Raw genomic sequence first — 16,179 nt, 5'->3', positions numbered from 1 at the left:
CAATAGCGTACACTTGTACGCTGAACAAGTCCGATCAGCCAATTTCTGCGGAAATTTGCACCAGCGGACGCACATCGTTAAGATCATGCCACTGCCTGTCAGACGAGTAACTTACGTGAAACAAAACGTCGTACAACCCGCTAACCTTGAGTTCAACGCTGAGGGTACACCTGTTTCCCGAGATTTCGACGATGTCTATTTCTCTAATGATAACGGGCTGGAAGAGACCCGTTATGTTTTTCTGGATGGAAACCACCTCAACGCGCGCTTCCCCCTCCATCCCCGCAGCCAGTTTGTCGTGGCGGAGAGCGGTTTTGGCACCGGTTTAAACTTCCTCACCCTCTGGCAGGCGTTTGACCAGTTCCGCGCTGACCACCCCGAGGCTACGCTACAAAGATTACATTTCATCAGTTTTGAGAAATATCCGCTCACCGGTCACGATCTCAAACTAGCGCATCAGCATTGGCCAGAGCTGGCACAGTGGGCTGAACAATTACAAACGCAATGGCCGTTGCCACTCGGTGGATGCCACCGCCTGTTACTTGATGAAGGCAGAGTCACACTCGATTTGTGGTTCGGGGATATCAATGCACTGACCGACCAACTCGACGACTCTCTCAATCAAAAGGTCGACGCCTGGTTTTTAGATGGTTTTGCGCCGGCCAAAAATCCGGACATGTGGAGCGAGCATTTATTCGCTGCAATGGCGCGTCTGGCTCGCCCCGGTGCAACTTTGGCAACATTTACTTGCGCCGGATTTGTACGTCGCGGTTTGCAGGATGCCGGTTTTACCATGCAAAAATGCAAAGGTTTTGGCCGCAAGCGCGAAATGCTGACGGGCGTCATGGCGCAGGACAATGCCCTTCCCACCCGCGCCCCCTGGTTTACTCGCAGTGGCGTTGAAAACCGTGAAACGGCGATTATTGGCGGCGGCATTGCCAGCGCACTGCTTGCCTTCGCACTACTTCAGCGCGGCTGGCGCGTGACGCTCTACTGCGCCGACAAATCACCGGCAAAAGGCGCATCCGGCAACCGTCAGGGCGCGTTGTATCCGCTTCTGAGCGCTCACGACCCGGCAATCAGTCAGTTTTTCCCAGCGGCATTTACCTTTGCTCGTCGCCTCTATGACGCCCTTCCCGTTTCTTACGCACACGACTGGTGCGGCGTGACGCAGCTTGGCTGGGATGAAAAAAGCCAACAAAAAATAGACCAGATGCTTTCACTGGGTTTACCGGAGCAAATCGCTGCAGCGGTTGATGCGCAGCAGGTTCAGGACAATACCGGTCTGCCAACCGGCTGCGGTGGCATTCACTATCCTGAAGGCGGCTGGTTATGCCCGGCTGAACTGACCGCTGCGGTGATAAACCTGGCGCAGTCTCGCGGGCTGGCTGTGCACTACGGCTATCACCTGGACTCTTTGAATCATCAGCAAGGTGACTGGCAATTGCGGTTCAACAATGGCGCTGATGCCCAGCACTCAAGCGTTGTGCTGGCTAACGGCCATCGCATCAGCGACTTTTCGCAAACAGAAAAGTTACCCGTTTATCCGGTTGGCGGTCAGGTCAGTCACATTCCCACAACTTTGCAGCTCGAAAAACTCCGTCAGGTGCTGTGTTATGACGGCTATTTAACGCCGCAGAACCCGGAAAATGGTCATCATTGCATAGGCGCTAGCTATCATCGCGGCCAGACAGAAATGCGCTACAGCGAGGCCGATCAGCAGCAAAATCGTCAGCGTTTAGTGGATTGCTTCCCGAAGGCCGAATGGGCAAAAGAGGTCGATATTTCTGACTCCGATGCCCGCTGTGGCGTGCGGTGCGCGACGCGCGATCACTTGCCGATGGTCGGGAATGTGCCGGATTACGCATCGACGCTAACGGAATATCAGGATCTTGCCGAAAACCCCGAAACAGCCATCACAGCGCCGGTGTATCCAGGTCTCTTTATGCAGGGTGCGCTGGGGTCACGCGGCTTGTGTACTGCCCCGCTGCTGGCAGAAATTCTGGCATCACAAATGAGCGAAGAACCGATTCCAATGGACAGTACGACGCTTGCGGGTCTGAGTCCGAATCGTTTGTGGGTACGGAAATTACTGAAAGGGAAAGCAGTGAAATAAAGCGTGGGCTGCTCCCTCTCCTGAGGGAGAGGGTTTTCACAACAGCAAAAACTTACTGCGATTTTGCCTGTTCGAAGAGGTTATCCCACATATCCAGCACCAGAGACTGGTCGCGTGGAGAAAGCTCACCTGCCTGGATGGCTTTTTCAAGACCACGACCCACGGCAGCATGAACGGCTTCAGGCGAGTGATCGTCGCCCGCTTCCAGCTCCGCTACAGCAAGCGTCAGGTGACCACGCAGATAACCGCTGGCAAACAGTTCATCGTCACTGGCGTGCTCTACCATGCCATCAATTAGCGCCAGAATGCGTGATTCAAATTCTGCGATCATCTTCTTTCCTCAGTTAAATATCTTCCGGCCATGGGAAGTGTTCCGCCTTTAATTCCGGCGTGTGATAATAATTCTGCAATGCTTTGATGAAACGCGCCGGACGTTCCGGGATGCCTTTCTCAAGATATTCCATTACCTGCGCATGAACGCGGCGCTGGAAGGTAATTCTGTCCGGCTCACAATCGCCTTCGAGGTTGTCACAGCTGACGTTGAACGGAAAACCTGCCGCCACACAGAACAGCCAGTCGAACGCCTGGGGTTTGACTTCCACATCTTCAAACTGCCCCTGCGTCGCCGCGTCACGCCCGTCCGGGCAGTACCAGTAACCAAAGTCTACCAGCTCGCGACGCGCTTTCCCGGCAATACACCAGTGAGAAATCTCATGCAACCCGCTGGCATAAAAGCCATGCGCAAACACAATCCGGTTGTACGGTACGTCGGCATCAGCAGGAAGATAGATCGGTTCGTCGTCGCCTTTAATCAGACGGGTATTAAAATCATCAGCGAAACAGCCGTCAAAGATGTCAATCAGCTGTTCATAATTATGCGTACTGTTCATGAGTTCATCCCCAACCAGTGGAGGATCTCCTGTCCGTGGCTGTCATAAAGAAGTTTGGCGCTCATCACCGCCGACACAATTACGATCATGGGACGAATGAGTTTTTGCCCTTTGCTTAATACCAGGCGAGAGCCTACGCGCGCGCCTAAAAACTGCCCCACCATCATCACAAAACCGGTGGCCCAGATAACTTTGCCACCAATGATAAACAGCAGCAGGCCGCCGAGATTGGAGGTCGCATTCAGCACTTTGGCGTGCGCTGTGGATTTGGCGAGATTAAAACCGGCCAGCGTGACAAACGCCAGCGCATAAAATGAACCCGCGCCAGGGCCAAAGAATCCGTCGTAAAAACCGACGCAACCGCCCGCAATCAGGGCGAACGGCAAGCCGTGCAAGCGACGCTGTCGGTCTTCTTCCCCAAGCTTTGGCATGAGTAAAAAATAGAGACCAATACAGATAACCAGAATCGGTAAAATTTGGCGCAAAATATCGGACTGGACGTGCTGAACCAGCAGCGCACCTGACGTTGAACCGATAAACGTCATCAGAATATTGAGCTTCTGATCGGCAAGGCTAACGACTTTGCGGCGAATAAAATAGATGGAGGCAGAAAGAGATCCACCGCAGGCTTGGAGCTTATTGGTTGCCAACGCCTGCGCAGGGCTCATGCCCACCGCCAACAGCGCGGGGACCGTTAATAATCCCCCACCGCCCGCCAGCGCATCAATAAAACCGGCCAGCATGGCGACCAAAAAAAGCACCGCCAGCAACAGCGGTGACACCATGAAAAGATCGACGAAATTATCCATTACAGTACATGCTCATCCAGTAGCGCCTGGCAGGAAGGCGGCAACGGAGGCGGTGTCTTCTTCTCAGGCTGTGTGGTTCCAGGTTTGGCAGGTTCAAACCAACTTTGCAGTTCGGCACCACAGCCGTCGCCAGGCGGTGGTAATGGCTGATCTTCGCACTCCAGACTGTTCGCCGGGCAACGCAAGCGGACATGCATGTGCGCGCGATGCTGGAACCATGGGCGAACTTTGCTTAACCAGTCGCGATCCGTTCCGGCATCCAGACAGAGTTGCTGTTTGATCGCCGGATTGACGAAAATACGCGTCACATCGTTATCTTTTGCGGCCACTTTGATCAGACTGAACACATCGGGCGTCCACAGTGACGGCACAACATTTTTACCGTCACGCGCCACCAAATCCAGCGCCTGAGGTTTAAGCAGCTGTGCGGAACTCCAGCGTGTTCTTGGCAATTGCAGGAAAATATCGACATCAAGCCCCGACTGGTGGCTGGCGTGTCCGCCATTAAAGCGACCGCCCGCTGGCATGCCCATATCGCCAATCAGCATCGTCCCCAGCCCCAGGTCGTGAACCCGGTTACCCAGACGCTGGATAAACATCACCAGATCAGGATGACCAAAGTAACGGCGCTGATCGGTTCGCATCACCTGATAGGTATCGGACTGCAGCGGCAATTCCTGCGCGCCAACGATGCATCCGTTAGAAAACGCGCCGATCGATTGCGCGCTGCCCGCCACCGGATGGGTAATTTTTTGCCACGGAGTGGCTGCCAGACTGGCTCCACTGGCGAGCAGTGCCAGCAGAGCAATTGCGGTTTTTTTCATGGTTACCAGCGTGGAAGAGGGGGAATCACATCCGCATTCTGCGCGCGCTGGCGCATGAAATGATCCATCAGCACGATCGCGAGCATGGCTTCAGCAATCGGCACCGCGCGGATACCCACGCAAGGATCGTGACGGCCTTTGGTGATCATTTCAACTTCTTCGCCCGCGCGATTAATCGTGTGTCCAGGCACCGTAATGCTGGAAGTGGGTTTCAGTGCAATATTAGCCACGATCTGCTGACCGCTGCTGATGCCGCCCAAAATACCGCCCGCATGATTGCTCTGGAAACCTTGCGCGGTGATTTCATCGCGATTCTGACTGCCGCGTAGTGCAACGACCTCAAAACCGTCGCCAATCTCCACGCCTTTCACGGCGTTAATGCTCATCATCGCGTGCGCGATATCAGCATCCAGACGGTCAAACACTGGTTCGCCTAAGCCTGGCGGCACGCCATCAGCAACAACGGTGACTTTAGCGCCAATGGAGTCGCCCTCTTTTTTCAGGGCGCGCATCAGCTCGTCCAGCGCGTCGATTTTGTCCGCATCGGCACAGAAGAACGGGTTCTGTTCAACCAGATCCCAGTCTTTAATGGCCAGCGGAATATCGCCCATTTGGGTCAGACAGCCGCGGATCACGATGCCAAATTTCTGTGCCAGATATTTTTTCGCAATCGCACCTGCCGCAACGCGCATCGCGGTTTCGCGCGCAGATGAACGACCGCCGCCGCGATAATCACGGAAACCAAATTTTTGCTCGTAGGTGTAATCAGCGTGACCTGGGCGGAAAACATCTTTAATCGCGCCGTAATCCTGAGAACGCTGGTCGGTATTTTCAATCAGGAGGCCGATACTGGTGCCCGTGGTGCGCCCTTCAAAGACGCCGGAGAGGATTTTGACCTGGTCAGGCTCGCGACGCTGCGTGGTGTAACGCGAGGTACCCGGACGGCGACGGTCAAGGTCGTGTTGTAAATCGGCTTCGGTCAGTTCGATGCCAGGCGGAACGCCGTCAACGATGCATCCGAGTGCCAGTCCGTGCGACTCACCAAACGTGGTCACGCGGAATAATTGTCCAATACTGTTTCCTGCCATCACGGCTCCGTTATCGTTGTTCTCAGTTTGAGCAGGTGAAACGGGCCGAAGCCCGTAAGATTAATCTTTATAGATGCTGAAGTATTCACGCGCGGCGATAAGCTGCGCTTTGGTCAGCATGAAGACGCCCTCGCCACCGTTGTCAAATTCGAGCCAGGTGAAAGGCACCTCCGGGTACTGCTCCATCAGATGTACCATGCTGTTACCGACTTCACAAATCAGAATACCGTCATCGGTCAGATAATCCGGTGCACAGGCCAGAATGCGGCGCGTCAGCTTCAGGCCATCTGTACCGGATGCCAGGCCGAGTTCCGGTTCGTGGCGATATTCATTCGGCAGATCGGACATGTCTTCCGCATCCACATACGGCGGATTGGTCACAATCAGATCGTATTGCAGCTTCGGCAAATCGCGGAACAGATCGGAGCGGATCGGCGTCACATGATGAATCAAACCGTGCTCTTCGATGTTGTGTTCGGTGACGGCCAGCGCGTCAGTCGAGATGTCCACCGCATCAACTTCTGCTTCCGGGTAAGCGTAGGCGCACGCGATCGCAATACAACCGCTACCGGTACACATATCCAGAATATGTTCTGGCTGATGGTCCATCAGACCCGCGAAATGATTGTTGATCAGCTCGCCAATCGGTGAGCGCGGCACCAGCACGCGTTCATCAACATAAAATTCGTGGCCGCAGAACCAGGCTTTGTTGGTCAGATACGCGACCGGAATGCGTTCGTTCACGCGACGGATCACACGCTCAACGATACGGTGTTTTTCGCTGGAGGTCAGGCGCGCAGTGCGCATGTCTTCAGGAATATCCAACGGCAGATAGAGCGACGGCAGTACGAGCTGCACAGCCTCATCCCACGGGTTATCGGTGCCGTGACCGTACCAGATATTGGCGGCGCTAAAGCGGCTAACGGACCAGCGCAACATGTCCTGAATGGTATGCAGCTCGTTTACTGCTTCATCGACAAAAATTTTATCCATTATTCTCTCCAGGGCATGCTTGCATAATTTTCGGCGGCTAGTTTGCCATGAAGACGGCGATAAATCAGCATTGTCGCTGCGCGAGACTGGTGAAAAAATGCGTTTTGCTTGCGCCTCCCTCAGGTAAACTAAGGGAAATAAGAGATGAGACTCAAAAATGAAAAAGAAAACATCGCTTAGCGAGGAGGATCAGACGCTGTTTCGCCAGCTCATGAGCGGGACGCGTCAAATCGCGCAGGACACCATTGTTCATCGTCCGATCCGCAAAAAAGTGACCGAAGTGCCGGTTAAACGTCTGCTTCAGGAACAGGCTGATAACAGCCACTATTTTTCTGATGAATTCCAGCCGCTGCTCAATACACAGGGCGCGGTAAAATACGTGCGCGAAGACGTCAGCCATTTTGAGCTGAAAAAATTACGTCGTGGGGACTATTCGCCGGAGCTGTTTCTCGATCTGCATGGCTTGACGCAGATGCAGGCGAAACAGGAGCTTGGGGCATTGATTGCCGCTTGTCGCCGCGAACACGTTTTTTGCACCTGTGTCATGCACGGGCACGGCAAACATATTCTTAAACAACAAACGCCACTGTGGCTGGCTCAGCATCCACATGTGATGGCTTTTCATCAGGCACCGAAAGAGTACGGCGGAGATGCCGCATTGCTGGTGTTGATTGAAATCGAAGAGTGGCAGCCGCCGGAGCTGCCCTGACAGAGTGGCGGGTGACAACGTCTACCCGCCAGATCGCGCGTCACGTCAGATAGCTTTTGCCATCTTCAAGTTGCACGGACTCATTTGCCAGTTGAACACCCCTTTGCCGTTTTCGTCGAGCGTGACGTTAGCAATGGCCGAGGTGGTGAACATTGGCGGCGTTTCGCCTGGGCACAGTTCAGCGACTAAATAGCCGACCAGTGGCAGATGGGAGATGACCAGCACAGAAGCAACGCCTTCACGGCTCAATGTCTGAAGATAACCGCTCACCAGACCAATATCGCCGCAAGGTGTGAGTTCAGGAAGAACATCCACGTTTTTAGGCAGGTTCATACATTCGCCTACCACGTCTAGCGTCTGTTCAGCACGCAAGAATGGGCTCACCAAAACACGTTCAATGTCCACTTTTTGACCCTTGAGCCAGGTGGCCATTAGACGGGATTCGTCACAGCCACAGGTTGTCAAAGGACGAACAGAGTCACTGGCGGCATCGAGTGCCGCGTCGCCGTGACGCATGATAAAAACTTGCATATTGCACCGCTTTTGTTGACCAGGATCACCGGCGTTGACTACCCGCGAATACAGCAAAAAGGCAGAAAACCCGATGGCCGGGCATTGTGCCTGATCCATTCGATGAATGAAACGCTGTTTTTTACCTTAATGGCGTAAGTATAGTCAATATCTGTTTACAAATTAGACAATGGCTATCCCATTCACCCCAGGATCTACTCTATTTTGACCCTAATTTATTGGGTCAGTTTCCTGTGCTGGCCAAAAACGCAGGTCATTTTCTGCCATCTGCTTTAATGTCTCGCAGGGTGTAAATCGAGAGCCATAAAGCGATGCCAGACGCTGCAATGTCGCCACAACATCACCCGCGCCCAGACTATCCATATAGCGGAACGGGCCACCCAGAAAAGGTGGAAAGCCAATGCCAAATACGGCGCCAATATCACCGTCGCGCGCGTTTTTAATCACTTTGTCATCAAAGCAACGCGCCGCTTCGTTAAGCATCATCATGACGCAGCGTTCAGCGCACTGTTCCGCGGCGAGTTTACCCTGGCCGCTGGCATTGATAAGCCCATAAACCGAGGGGTCGACCTGTTTCTTGCTTTTACGCCCTTTTGCGGCGTAAAGATAGAAACCCCGACCATTTTTTCTGCCTTTGCGATCGTCATTCAAAATTGCTAAAACAACATTCGCAGGGGGACTAAAGCGCTCACCGTAAGCCGCTTCAAGCACAGGTATAATTTTAGTGCCTGTATCTATTCCGACCTCATCCAAAAGTTGGATTGGCCCAACCGGGAACCCAAACTTCACCAGCGCATCATCAACATTTTCAACTTTTTCGCCTTCGGTCAGCAATCGCATGGCTTCATTGATATAAGGCGCAAGAATTCGATTGACGTAAAAACCCGCTTTATCTGCCACCACTATCGGCGTTTTTCCTTGCTGCTTAGCGAGCTTAACCACGGTTGCCACGGTTTGTGCGCTGGTCGACTCGTGAGGAATCACTTCAACCAGCGGCATTTTTTCAACCGGGCTGAAGAAGTGCAAACCAATTACCTGTTCCGGTCGCGCCGCATTTGCCGCGATATCGCCTATTGGCAAAGATGACGTATTCGATGCAAAAATCGTATGTGGCGCGCAGTGCTGCTCGACGTCGGCCACCATCTGTTGCTTTAGTTTCAGATCTTCAAACACTGCCTCAATGACCACGTCACGGTGTTTGAAACCGCTAAAGTCTGTGGTGCCTGAAATCAACGCCAGCGCTCGGTCTCGCTCGCTGGCTTTGATATGGCGGCGTTTTACCTTTTGATCAAGCAACTGCCAGCTATATTGCAGCGCATGGTTGATGCCTTTCACATTAATGTCTTTGATACGAACGGGCAATTTGCCTTTACTGGCGGTGACAAAAGAGATGCCTCCGCCCATTAATCCGCCACCCAAAACGCCAATGGCATTCAGCGGACCGGGAGCGGCCTCGCTGCCGGGATCTTTTTTGACCTCGGTGCTGGCAAAAAAGATGCTGCGGAGTGCCTGCGATTGGGGCGTCATCGCTAATTCACCAAAGGCTTTGGCTTCAGCGGCGTAACCGCTGCTGCTTCCCTGAGACAGACCCGTTTCGATAACGTCAAGAACACGTTTCGTCGCCGGATAGTTGCCTTTGGTTTTTTGTTCGGTTTTCTTGCCAACCCGATTAAACAGCAGCGCGCGGCCAAGCGGACCCGCCAGGATACGCTCGCGTACGGGTAAATGACGGCTCGCCTGCCGCTCTTTTTGCGCCAGCTCAACGGCCGCCGTCAGAAGAATAGAATGAGGAACCACTTCGTCGACCAGACCGACTTTTAAGGCCTGACGTGGACGGAGCTGTTTACCGGTGAGAATCATTTCCAGAGCAGTGCTTACACCCACCAGCCGTGGTAATCGTTGCGTGCCGCCTGAGCCAGGCAATAAACCAAGCTGCACTTCCGGCAGGCCAAGAACGGTTTTTGCATCATCCGTACAAACGCGGCTATGACACGCCAGCGCTAATTCGAGACCACCGCCAAGGCAGGCTCCATGGATCGCGGCGATCGTCGGGATAGATAAACCATGGATCTCCGCCATGATCTGCTGCCCTTGTCGCGCAAGCTCTTCAGCCTCTTGCGCACTCTTAGCGCGGGCAATCATGTTGATATCCGCCCCGGCGATAAAGTTGTCAGATTTGGCGGAAATAAAGATCAGCCCGCAGATATTTTTGTTGTCGCGGACCTGCTTCAAAATACTGCGCACCTGAACGCCAAACTCAGATTTCAGGGTGTTCATTTTCTCGCCCGGTACGTCGATAGTGACAACCGCGATATTGTCCAGACGCACGTTCAGTGTAAATGCGGAAGTCGTTTCCATTATTCAGCCTCCAGAACCATCGCTGCACCCAAACCACCCGCCGCACACGCGGTGACCAGACCAAATCCTCCGCCGCGACGGCGAAGTTCGTGCAGGGTTTGCGTAATCATTCGTGCACCGGTAGCCGCAAAGGGGTGTCCATAAGCAATCGAGCCGCCCAGAACGTTAAATTTGCTCTCATCCACTTCGCCCGTGGCATGCGCCCGGCCCAGAACATCGCGCGCAAAGCGTTCGCTGCTCAGCAATTGAAGATTCGCTAGCGTCTGTGCGGCAAAGGCTTCGTGCATATCAATGAGTGTTAAATCCGACAGTGTTAATCCGGCACGCTCGAGTGCCAGCGGTGTCGACCATGCAGGCCCCAACAGCATATCCTGCCAGACGTCGATGGCGGTAAACGCATAGCTGCGCAGATACCCAAGAGGAACCAGACCCAGCTCTTTCGCCCGTGACTCGGTCATCAGGATCACCGCCGCCGCGCCGTCGGTCAGCGGAGTACTGTTTGCCGCCGTGACGGTGCCATGTTTACGATCGAACGCCGGGCGTAATTTTGCATAATCCGCCAGCGTCGAGGTGCCACGAATATTATTATCTTCGGAAAGGGGTTCGCGGAAGGGTGGGATATACGCCGTCATCACCTCGTCCCTCAGTTTCCCGTCCGACCAGGCCAGCGCAGCGCGCTGATGTGAACGATGCGCCAGGGCATCTTGCTGTTCGCGCGTGATACCGTACGTTTTCGCCATTTGCTCGGCGGTGTCCCCCATGCGCAGGCCCGTCGAATATTCCGCGACGGCGGGAGGAACAGGCGCGAGATCGCGCAAACGCAGTTGAGAGAAAAGTTTGAGGCGCTGCCCCATTGTGCGCGCTTTATTGACGTCAACCAGCACACGCGCCAGTTTCTTGCTAACACCGATAGGCAAAACGGAAGAAGAGTCTGCGCCACCCGCAATACCGGCGCGAATGGTTCCCGTCATCAGGCTTTCAGCCACGTTCGCCACCGCCTGGAAGCTGGTCGCACAGGCGCGGCTGACGCTATAAGCGTCGGTACGCACATTCATGCCGGTCCCCAGCACAATTTCACGGGCGATATTCGGCGCTTCAGGCATCTGGACAACCTGGCCAAAAACCAGTTGTTCGATGACGTCAGGGGATATTTCGCTGCGAGCCAGCATCTCCCCCACCACCATTTTTCCCAAATCGACAGCCGGTATTCCATGAAATGCCGTCGCCTGACGTGCAAATGGCGTACGCAATCCGCTGACAATGGCGATGCGATCGCCCTGACGGGTGACAAGCGGTAATGCCTGACTCATAACACTCCCCTGTAAATGACAAAAACGCACTAAGTGGTCTGACCTGATAACAGTCTTAACCATTTTTTTACATTCAGCCAATCAGGGAAACGAAAAAGTGCGAGCTAAAACACAGAGAAGAAAAAGAAAACGCCCCTGAAGCACAGAGGCGTAAAAGACGGGATTAACGTAAACCGAGCTGGAAAATCAATGTTTCTGCTTCACAAGCAAAAATGAAATCAATATCCAATTTCACACCACCTTCAACTTCAGTGAGCGTGGATTTGATTTCGCAAGGGTCGGACTCCACATCGCGAGCGCGCTTAGTCAATGCGCTCAGTGTCTCTTCGGCGTCCGCACGTTTGCTAAACACGCGGCTGTATGACGCGGTGCAATCCGTATTGTCCATGATGGTACCGACATCCATACAGCAGCAAACCGGGGTTTCATCAGCACTGCATTTACTCATAGCTCAAGTTCCTCTGGATTCGCGCACGGCGCGAGATAAACACGTTAGCGATATTTTACCCCCGAGCCGATGGTCTCTCCAGTCGTTAATGGCGCAAAAGGGGGTAAGTGACCGATATCACACTAAAAAATGATCTAGCGCAAAAATCACCCTTTTCCATGAGTGCGACGGGTCGCATTTTTGCCACGCAGATCCCGTTTCGATAAACATCTTTGAAAAACTTAATAAACAAACTTGCAACATTCCATCTGGTCAGACCTATACTCTCGCCACTGGTCTGATTTCTAAGTGTTACCGCAGACCCTACACTCCGCGCTCCTGTTACTACGTGTAACAATTATTGAATAAAAAAAACTCAATGAGGTTATGGTCATGAGCCAGAAAACCCTGTTCAAAAAGACTGCGCTGGCAGTCGCAGTGGCAATCGTATCAACGTCCGCCTGGTCAGCGGGCTTCCAGCTCAACGAATTTTCTTCCTCTGGTCTTGGCCGTGCCTATTCTGGGGAAGGCGCAATTGCCGATGATGCAGGCAACGTGAGCCGTAACCCGGCGCTGATCACGATGTTTGATCGTCCTACTTTTTCTGCCGGGGCCGTTTTTGTTGATCCCGATGTGAACATTTCTGGCCGTTCCCCAACAGGACGGAGCCTTAACGCACAAAACATTGCACCAACCGCATGGGTGCCAAACCTGCATTTCGTTGCACCAATCAATGACCAGTTTGGCTGGGGTGCATCCGTCACCTCTAACTATGGCCTGGCGACTGAATTTAACAATAATTACGCTGCCGGCGCGTACGGCGGTACCACCGATCTTGAAACGCTGAACCTTAACCTGAGCGGTGCTTATCGCCTGGATAGCCACTGGAGCTTCGGCGTTGGCTTTGATGCTGTTTACGCGAAAGCGAAAATTGAGCGTTACGCGGGTGACTTAGGTCAGATTGTTGCCGGATCCGGCATGCTGCCTCCTGCACTTGCAGGCCAAGTGGCACAGATTCCTGGCGATACCCAAATTGCTTACCTGAAAGGTGATGAATGGGGCTTTGGCTGGAACGCGGGGATCCTGTATGAAATCGATAAAAACAACCGTTATGGCTTAACTTATCGCTCAGAAGTGAAAATCGACTTCGACGGCGACTATAAGAGCAGCCTGCCATCTGCGTATAACCAGATTTTGGGTAGCTTCGGCCTGCCTATGGGTACCGATGGCCGTACCACGGGCGGTTCTTTATCTCTGAACCTGCCTGAAATGTGGGAACTGTCGGGTTATAACCGAGTGGCGCCTCAGTGGGCAGTTCACTACAGCTTGACATACACCAGCTGGAGCCAATTCCAGGAGCTGAAAGCGACCAATAGCAATGGCGACACGCTGTTCTATAAAGATGAAAGCTTCCGCGATGCTTACCGTATCGCCCTTGGTACCACCTACTATATGGATGATAACTGGACGTTCCGTACCGGTATCGCCTTTGATGATAGCCCGGTTCCGGCTGACAAACGTTCAATCTCTATTCCGGATCAGGACCGCTTCTGGCTGAGCGCAGGCGCAACCTACGCATTCAACAAAGATGCGTCTATTGATGCAGGTGTGTCTTATATGCACGGACAGAAAGTTACCTTCCAGGAAGGCCCGTACGAATTCTCCTCCGAAGGGAAAGCGTGGTTGTACGGCATGAACTTCAACTACGCATTCTAATTCCGCAGTCATTAAAAAAGGTGAGCATTTGCTCACCTTTTTTTATTTATTCCGCATCAATCTCGGACAGTTCGTTTTCGATAGCTTTCGCATTCGGGTTATCTTCCGGCTTCAGCTTACCGCCGTTAGCTATGAAGTCATGATTCTGGAAGTAGGCTTCACGCACCATGATGTAAGGATCGGAAGACTGGCGTAGCAGGCCGTCTGAATCCAGCAGTTGCGCGCGCGTTTCGATACCTTCGACCGTCCATTTACCAATCGACAGCGGCCACGTCAGCCATGACAGCACCGGATAAAGTGTATCGACCATATCGCCACCGTCATCACGCACGGTAAAGCTGCCGTAGAACGGCAAATGCATATACGGGCCATAGCCGACGCCATAATTCCCGAGCGTACTACCAAAGCGGTGCGGCTGTTCACGCTGCAGTTTCTGATTTGACATCCCAGCCACATCGATAAAGCCGCCCATCCCCAACAGGGTGTTCAGGAAGAAGCGAGTAAAATGAACCATCCCCTGATAGGGGTCGCCCTGCAGGAAGAAGTTCACCATCACCGCGGGCTCTTCCAGGTTGCTGGTGAAATTGCTCAATCCATTACGCGCAGGTTGCGGAACATAGTCGCGCCATGCAACAGCCACCGGACGAACCAGATACGGATCCAGCACGTTGTAGTTGAAGCTATACATTGAGCGGTTGAATCCTTCTAAAGGATCGGAGCGCCCCGTTTGCTCGCCCGAACTGGCGCAGCCCACAAGCAGGCTTGTGCCCAGCGCAAGCGCCGACAGCCGAAGTTTCATTTATTTCTCCCTGTTAAGTATGGCTATCGTAGATTGCCATCCGTAACGGAGCGCATGACGCTCCCTTATAAACATGCAAGTGATTGTAACAGCACGTTTCTGGATGTCCACGCACACAGTGCCGGGTGATGATTACGCTCGCCCTGATCACAGCATAGCCTGACTTTGCCATTTCATTTTGTTGGCGATTTTAGCCTGTGACGTAACGTGATGTATCGCGTTTGTTGCCATTGCCAGAAAATAAGAGCATCCCGACGGGCAATATCCAAAAAAACGCTACGATTATACGGATGATAACGAACCGAGACACTTTCTATGGACGATCTAAAAGAAGAAAAAATCGATGAACATTCGGATGAGCTTGAAGTTGAAAGCGAAGAAAAGCAGCGCGGTAAAAAAATAGAAATCGATGAAGATCACCTTCCCTCGCGAGCCATGGCTATTCACGAGCATATCCGCCAGGACGGCGAGAAAGAGCTTGAACGTGATGCCATGGCCCTGCTGTGGTCTGCGATTGCAGCAGGATTGTCGATGGGCGCATCGCTGCTGGCGAAAGGTATTTTCCACGTGCAGCTAGAAGGCGTTCCCGGTGGTTTCTTGATTGAGAACCTAGGTTATACCTTTGGATTTGTCATCGTCATTATGGCACGCCAGCAGCTGTTTACGGAAAACACGGTGACGGCGGTTCTGCCGGTGATGCAAAGTCCGACGTGGGGTAATTTTGGGCTTTTGATGCGCCTGTGGGGGGTGGTGTTACTGGGGAATATTATTGGTACAGGAGTGGCGGCGTGGGCCTTTGAGTATATGCCCATATTTGATGAACCCACGCGCGACGCGTTCGTCAAAATTGGTATGGACGTCATGAAGAATACGCCTCTTGAGATGTTCTCCAACGCCATTATCTCAGGTTGGATTATTGCCACCATGGTCTGGATGTTCCCGTCTGCGGGATCCGCAAAAATTGTCGTGATTATCCTGATGACCTGGCTTATTGCACTGGCCGATACGACGCATATTGTGGTGGGAACGGTTGAAGTGTTGTACCTGGTATTCAATGGCACACAGCACTGGACCGACTTTTTCTGGCCCTTTGCACTGCCGACGCTGGCAGGAAATATCTGCGGCGGGACCTTTATTTTCGCTCTTTTAAGCCATGCCCAAATTCGCAATGACATGTCGACTAAACGTAAGGCCGAGTTAAAGGAAAAAGAAAAAGCTCAGCAAAACAACGACGAAAGTCCAAAAAAAACTGATTAAATGGCGACTCTTTAAGCAGTCAGGCGGCATTGAGCTTAACGCATAGTGTAAATAACGCTATACTCGTGCCGCTTCGTCCCCTTAGTTAAATGGATATAACGAGCCCCTCCTAAGGGCTAGTTGCAGGTTCGATTCCTGCAGGGGACACCATATAAACCTCTCTTAATTTCTACCGAATTCAACTTCGCAACCTCAATGTATATGAACGCCATTTAATCAGTGTTCCAGGGCTTATTCTCTGCAACGAAATTTAAAACCTACACCTCCTCTGTTTTATCTTTTTTCAATCCTCAGTCGTTTTCAACTGTATCAGTGAGCGCTGAGCGTCGTCAGACTGAGCCACCAGAGCATA

General features: G+C 52.8%; 15 protein-coding genes and 1 tRNA gene. 5 read left to right on the top strand and 11 right to left on the bottom strand.

Features of this window, described 5'->3' with window-relative positions:
- The first annotated feature begins 115 nt into the window (after window positions 1-115).
- On the top strand, window positions 116-2,116 hold the full coding sequence (gene mnmC / locus ACKI5T_RS13150) for a bifunctional tRNA (5-methylaminomethyl-2-thiouridine)(34)-methyltransferase MnmD/FAD-dependent 5-carboxymethylaminomethyl-2-thiouridine(34) oxidoreductase MnmC (protein ID WP_407438000.1): 2,001 nt from the start codon (window positions 116-118) through the stop codon (window positions 2,114-2,116).
- A 52-nt stretch (window positions 2,117-2,168) separates the two neighbouring features.
- Here mnmC and ACKI5T_RS13145 read toward each other — a convergent pair whose 3' ends face one another.
- The 6 genes from ACKI5T_RS13145 to prmB are packed head-to-tail and all read right to left on the bottom strand — an operon-like array spanning window position 2,169 to window position 6,720.
- Window positions 2,169-2,447, bottom strand: coding sequence for a YfcL family protein (locus tag ACKI5T_RS13145; protein WP_015959871.1), 279 nt, complete (start codon window positions 2,445-2,447; stop codon window positions 2,169-2,171).
- A 13-nt stretch (window positions 2,448-2,460) separates the two neighbouring features.
- Entirely contained in the window at window positions 2,461-3,006 is a 546-nt protein-coding gene (locus tag ACKI5T_RS13140) for an elongation factor P hydroxylase (RefSeq protein WP_133629700.1), read from the bottom strand.
- Window positions 3,003-3,815 carry a sulfite exporter TauE/SafE family protein gene (locus ACKI5T_RS13135; protein WP_407437997.1) on the bottom strand — a complete coding sequence of 271 codons (813 nt, stop codon included), beginning with the start codon at window positions 3,813-3,815 and terminating at the stop codon, window positions 3,003-3,005. Before ACKI5T_RS13135 ends, ACKI5T_RS13140 begins: the two co-directional genes overlap by 4 nt.
- Window positions 3,815-4,639, bottom strand: coding sequence for a penicillin-insensitive murein endopeptidase (gene mepA, locus ACKI5T_RS13130; RefSeq protein ID WP_407437995.1), 825 nt, complete (start codon window positions 4,637-4,639; stop codon window positions 3,815-3,817). The genes ACKI5T_RS13135 and mepA overlap by 1 nt, the downstream gene beginning before the upstream one ends.
- Before the next feature lie 2 nt (window positions 4,640-4,641).
- Window positions 4,642-5,727 (bottom strand): chorismate synthase, encoded by a 1,086-nt coding sequence (gene aroC / locus ACKI5T_RS13125; RefSeq protein WP_407437993.1) that lies wholly within the window; start codon window positions 5,725-5,727, stop codon window positions 4,642-4,644.
- 60 nt (window positions 5,728-5,787) lie between these two features.
- Window positions 5,788-6,720 carry a 50S ribosomal protein L3 N(5)-glutamine methyltransferase gene (gene prmB, locus ACKI5T_RS13120; RefSeq protein WP_015959876.1) on the bottom strand — a complete coding sequence of 311 codons (933 nt, stop codon included), beginning with the start codon at window positions 6,718-6,720 and terminating at the stop codon, window positions 5,788-5,790.
- A gap of 157 nt (window positions 6,721-6,877) precedes the next feature.
- On the opposite strand from prmB, the gene smrB reads away from it, so the two are divergent.
- Entirely contained in the window at window positions 6,878-7,429 is a 552-nt protein-coding gene (gene smrB, locus ACKI5T_RS13115; protein WP_407437991.1) for an endonuclease SmrB, read from the top strand.
- A gap of 45 nt (window positions 7,430-7,474) precedes the next feature.
- Here smrB and sixA read toward each other — a convergent pair whose 3' ends face one another.
- The 4 genes from sixA to ACKI5T_RS13095 all read right to left on the bottom strand — a co-directional run bounded on the left by sixA (window position 7,475) and on the right by ACKI5T_RS13095 (window position 12,076).
- Window positions 7,475-7,960 (bottom strand): phosphohistidine phosphatase SixA, encoded by a 486-nt coding sequence (gene sixA / locus ACKI5T_RS13110; protein WP_133629697.1) that lies wholly within the window; start codon window positions 7,958-7,960, stop codon window positions 7,475-7,477.
- A gap of 210 nt (window positions 7,961-8,170) precedes the next feature.
- The gene (gene fadJ, locus ACKI5T_RS13105) at window positions 8,171-10,318 is read right to left on the bottom strand and encodes a fatty acid oxidation complex subunit alpha FadJ (RefSeq protein WP_407437989.1); all 2,148 of its coding nucleotides are present in this window, start codon (window positions 10,316-10,318) and stop codon (window positions 8,171-8,173) included.
- Window positions 10,318-11,628 (bottom strand): acetyl-CoA C-acyltransferase FadI, encoded by a 1,311-nt coding sequence (gene fadI, locus ACKI5T_RS13100; protein ID WP_407437987.1) that lies wholly within the window; start codon window positions 11,626-11,628, stop codon window positions 10,318-10,320. Before fadI ends, fadJ begins: the two co-directional genes overlap by 1 nt.
- A gap of 163 nt (window positions 11,629-11,791) precedes the next feature.
- The gene (locus ACKI5T_RS13095) at window positions 11,792-12,076 is read right to left on the bottom strand and encodes a YfcZ/YiiS family protein (RefSeq protein WP_015959881.1); all 285 of its coding nucleotides are present in this window, start codon (window positions 12,074-12,076) and stop codon (window positions 11,792-11,794) included.
- A 372-nt stretch (window positions 12,077-12,448) separates the two neighbouring features.
- Here ACKI5T_RS13095 and fadL point away from each other — a divergent pair, with 372 nt between their 5' ends.
- Window positions 12,449-13,771 carry a long-chain fatty acid transporter FadL gene (gene fadL, locus ACKI5T_RS13090; protein ID WP_407437985.1) on the top strand — a complete coding sequence of 441 codons (1,323 nt, stop codon included), beginning with the start codon at window positions 12,449-12,451 and terminating at the stop codon, window positions 13,769-13,771.
- Between the two features lie 46 nt (window positions 13,772-13,817).
- Here the strand turns inward: fadL and mlaA are convergent, their stop codons facing one another.
- On the bottom strand, window positions 13,818-14,570 hold the full coding sequence (mlaA, locus tag ACKI5T_RS13085) for a phospholipid-binding lipoprotein MlaA (protein WP_015959883.1): 753 nt from the start codon (window positions 14,568-14,570) through the stop codon (window positions 13,818-13,820).
- Between the two features lie 315 nt (window positions 14,571-14,885).
- Between mlaA and ACKI5T_RS13080 the strand changes: the two genes are divergently transcribed.
- Both ACKI5T_RS13080 and ACKI5T_RS13075 read left to right on the top strand, forming a co-directional pair.
- Complete coding sequence (locus ACKI5T_RS13080) at window positions 14,886-15,827, top strand: formate/nitrite transporter family protein (RefSeq protein ID WP_407437983.1); 942 nt, start codon at window positions 14,886-14,888, stop codon at window positions 15,825-15,827.
- Window positions 15,828-15,902: 75 nt separating this feature from the next.
- Window positions 15,903-15,977, top strand: a tRNA-Arg gene (locus ACKI5T_RS13075).
- Window positions 15,978-16,179 lie beyond the last annotated feature (202 nt).

The sequence above is a fragment of the Lelliottia sp. genome (assembly GCF_045627565.1).
In the GTDB taxonomy this organism is placed as follows: Bacteria; Pseudomonadota; Gammaproteobacteria; order Enterobacterales; family Enterobacteriaceae; genus Enterobacter.
This window is presented reverse-complemented; position numbering and strand designations above follow the sequence as displayed.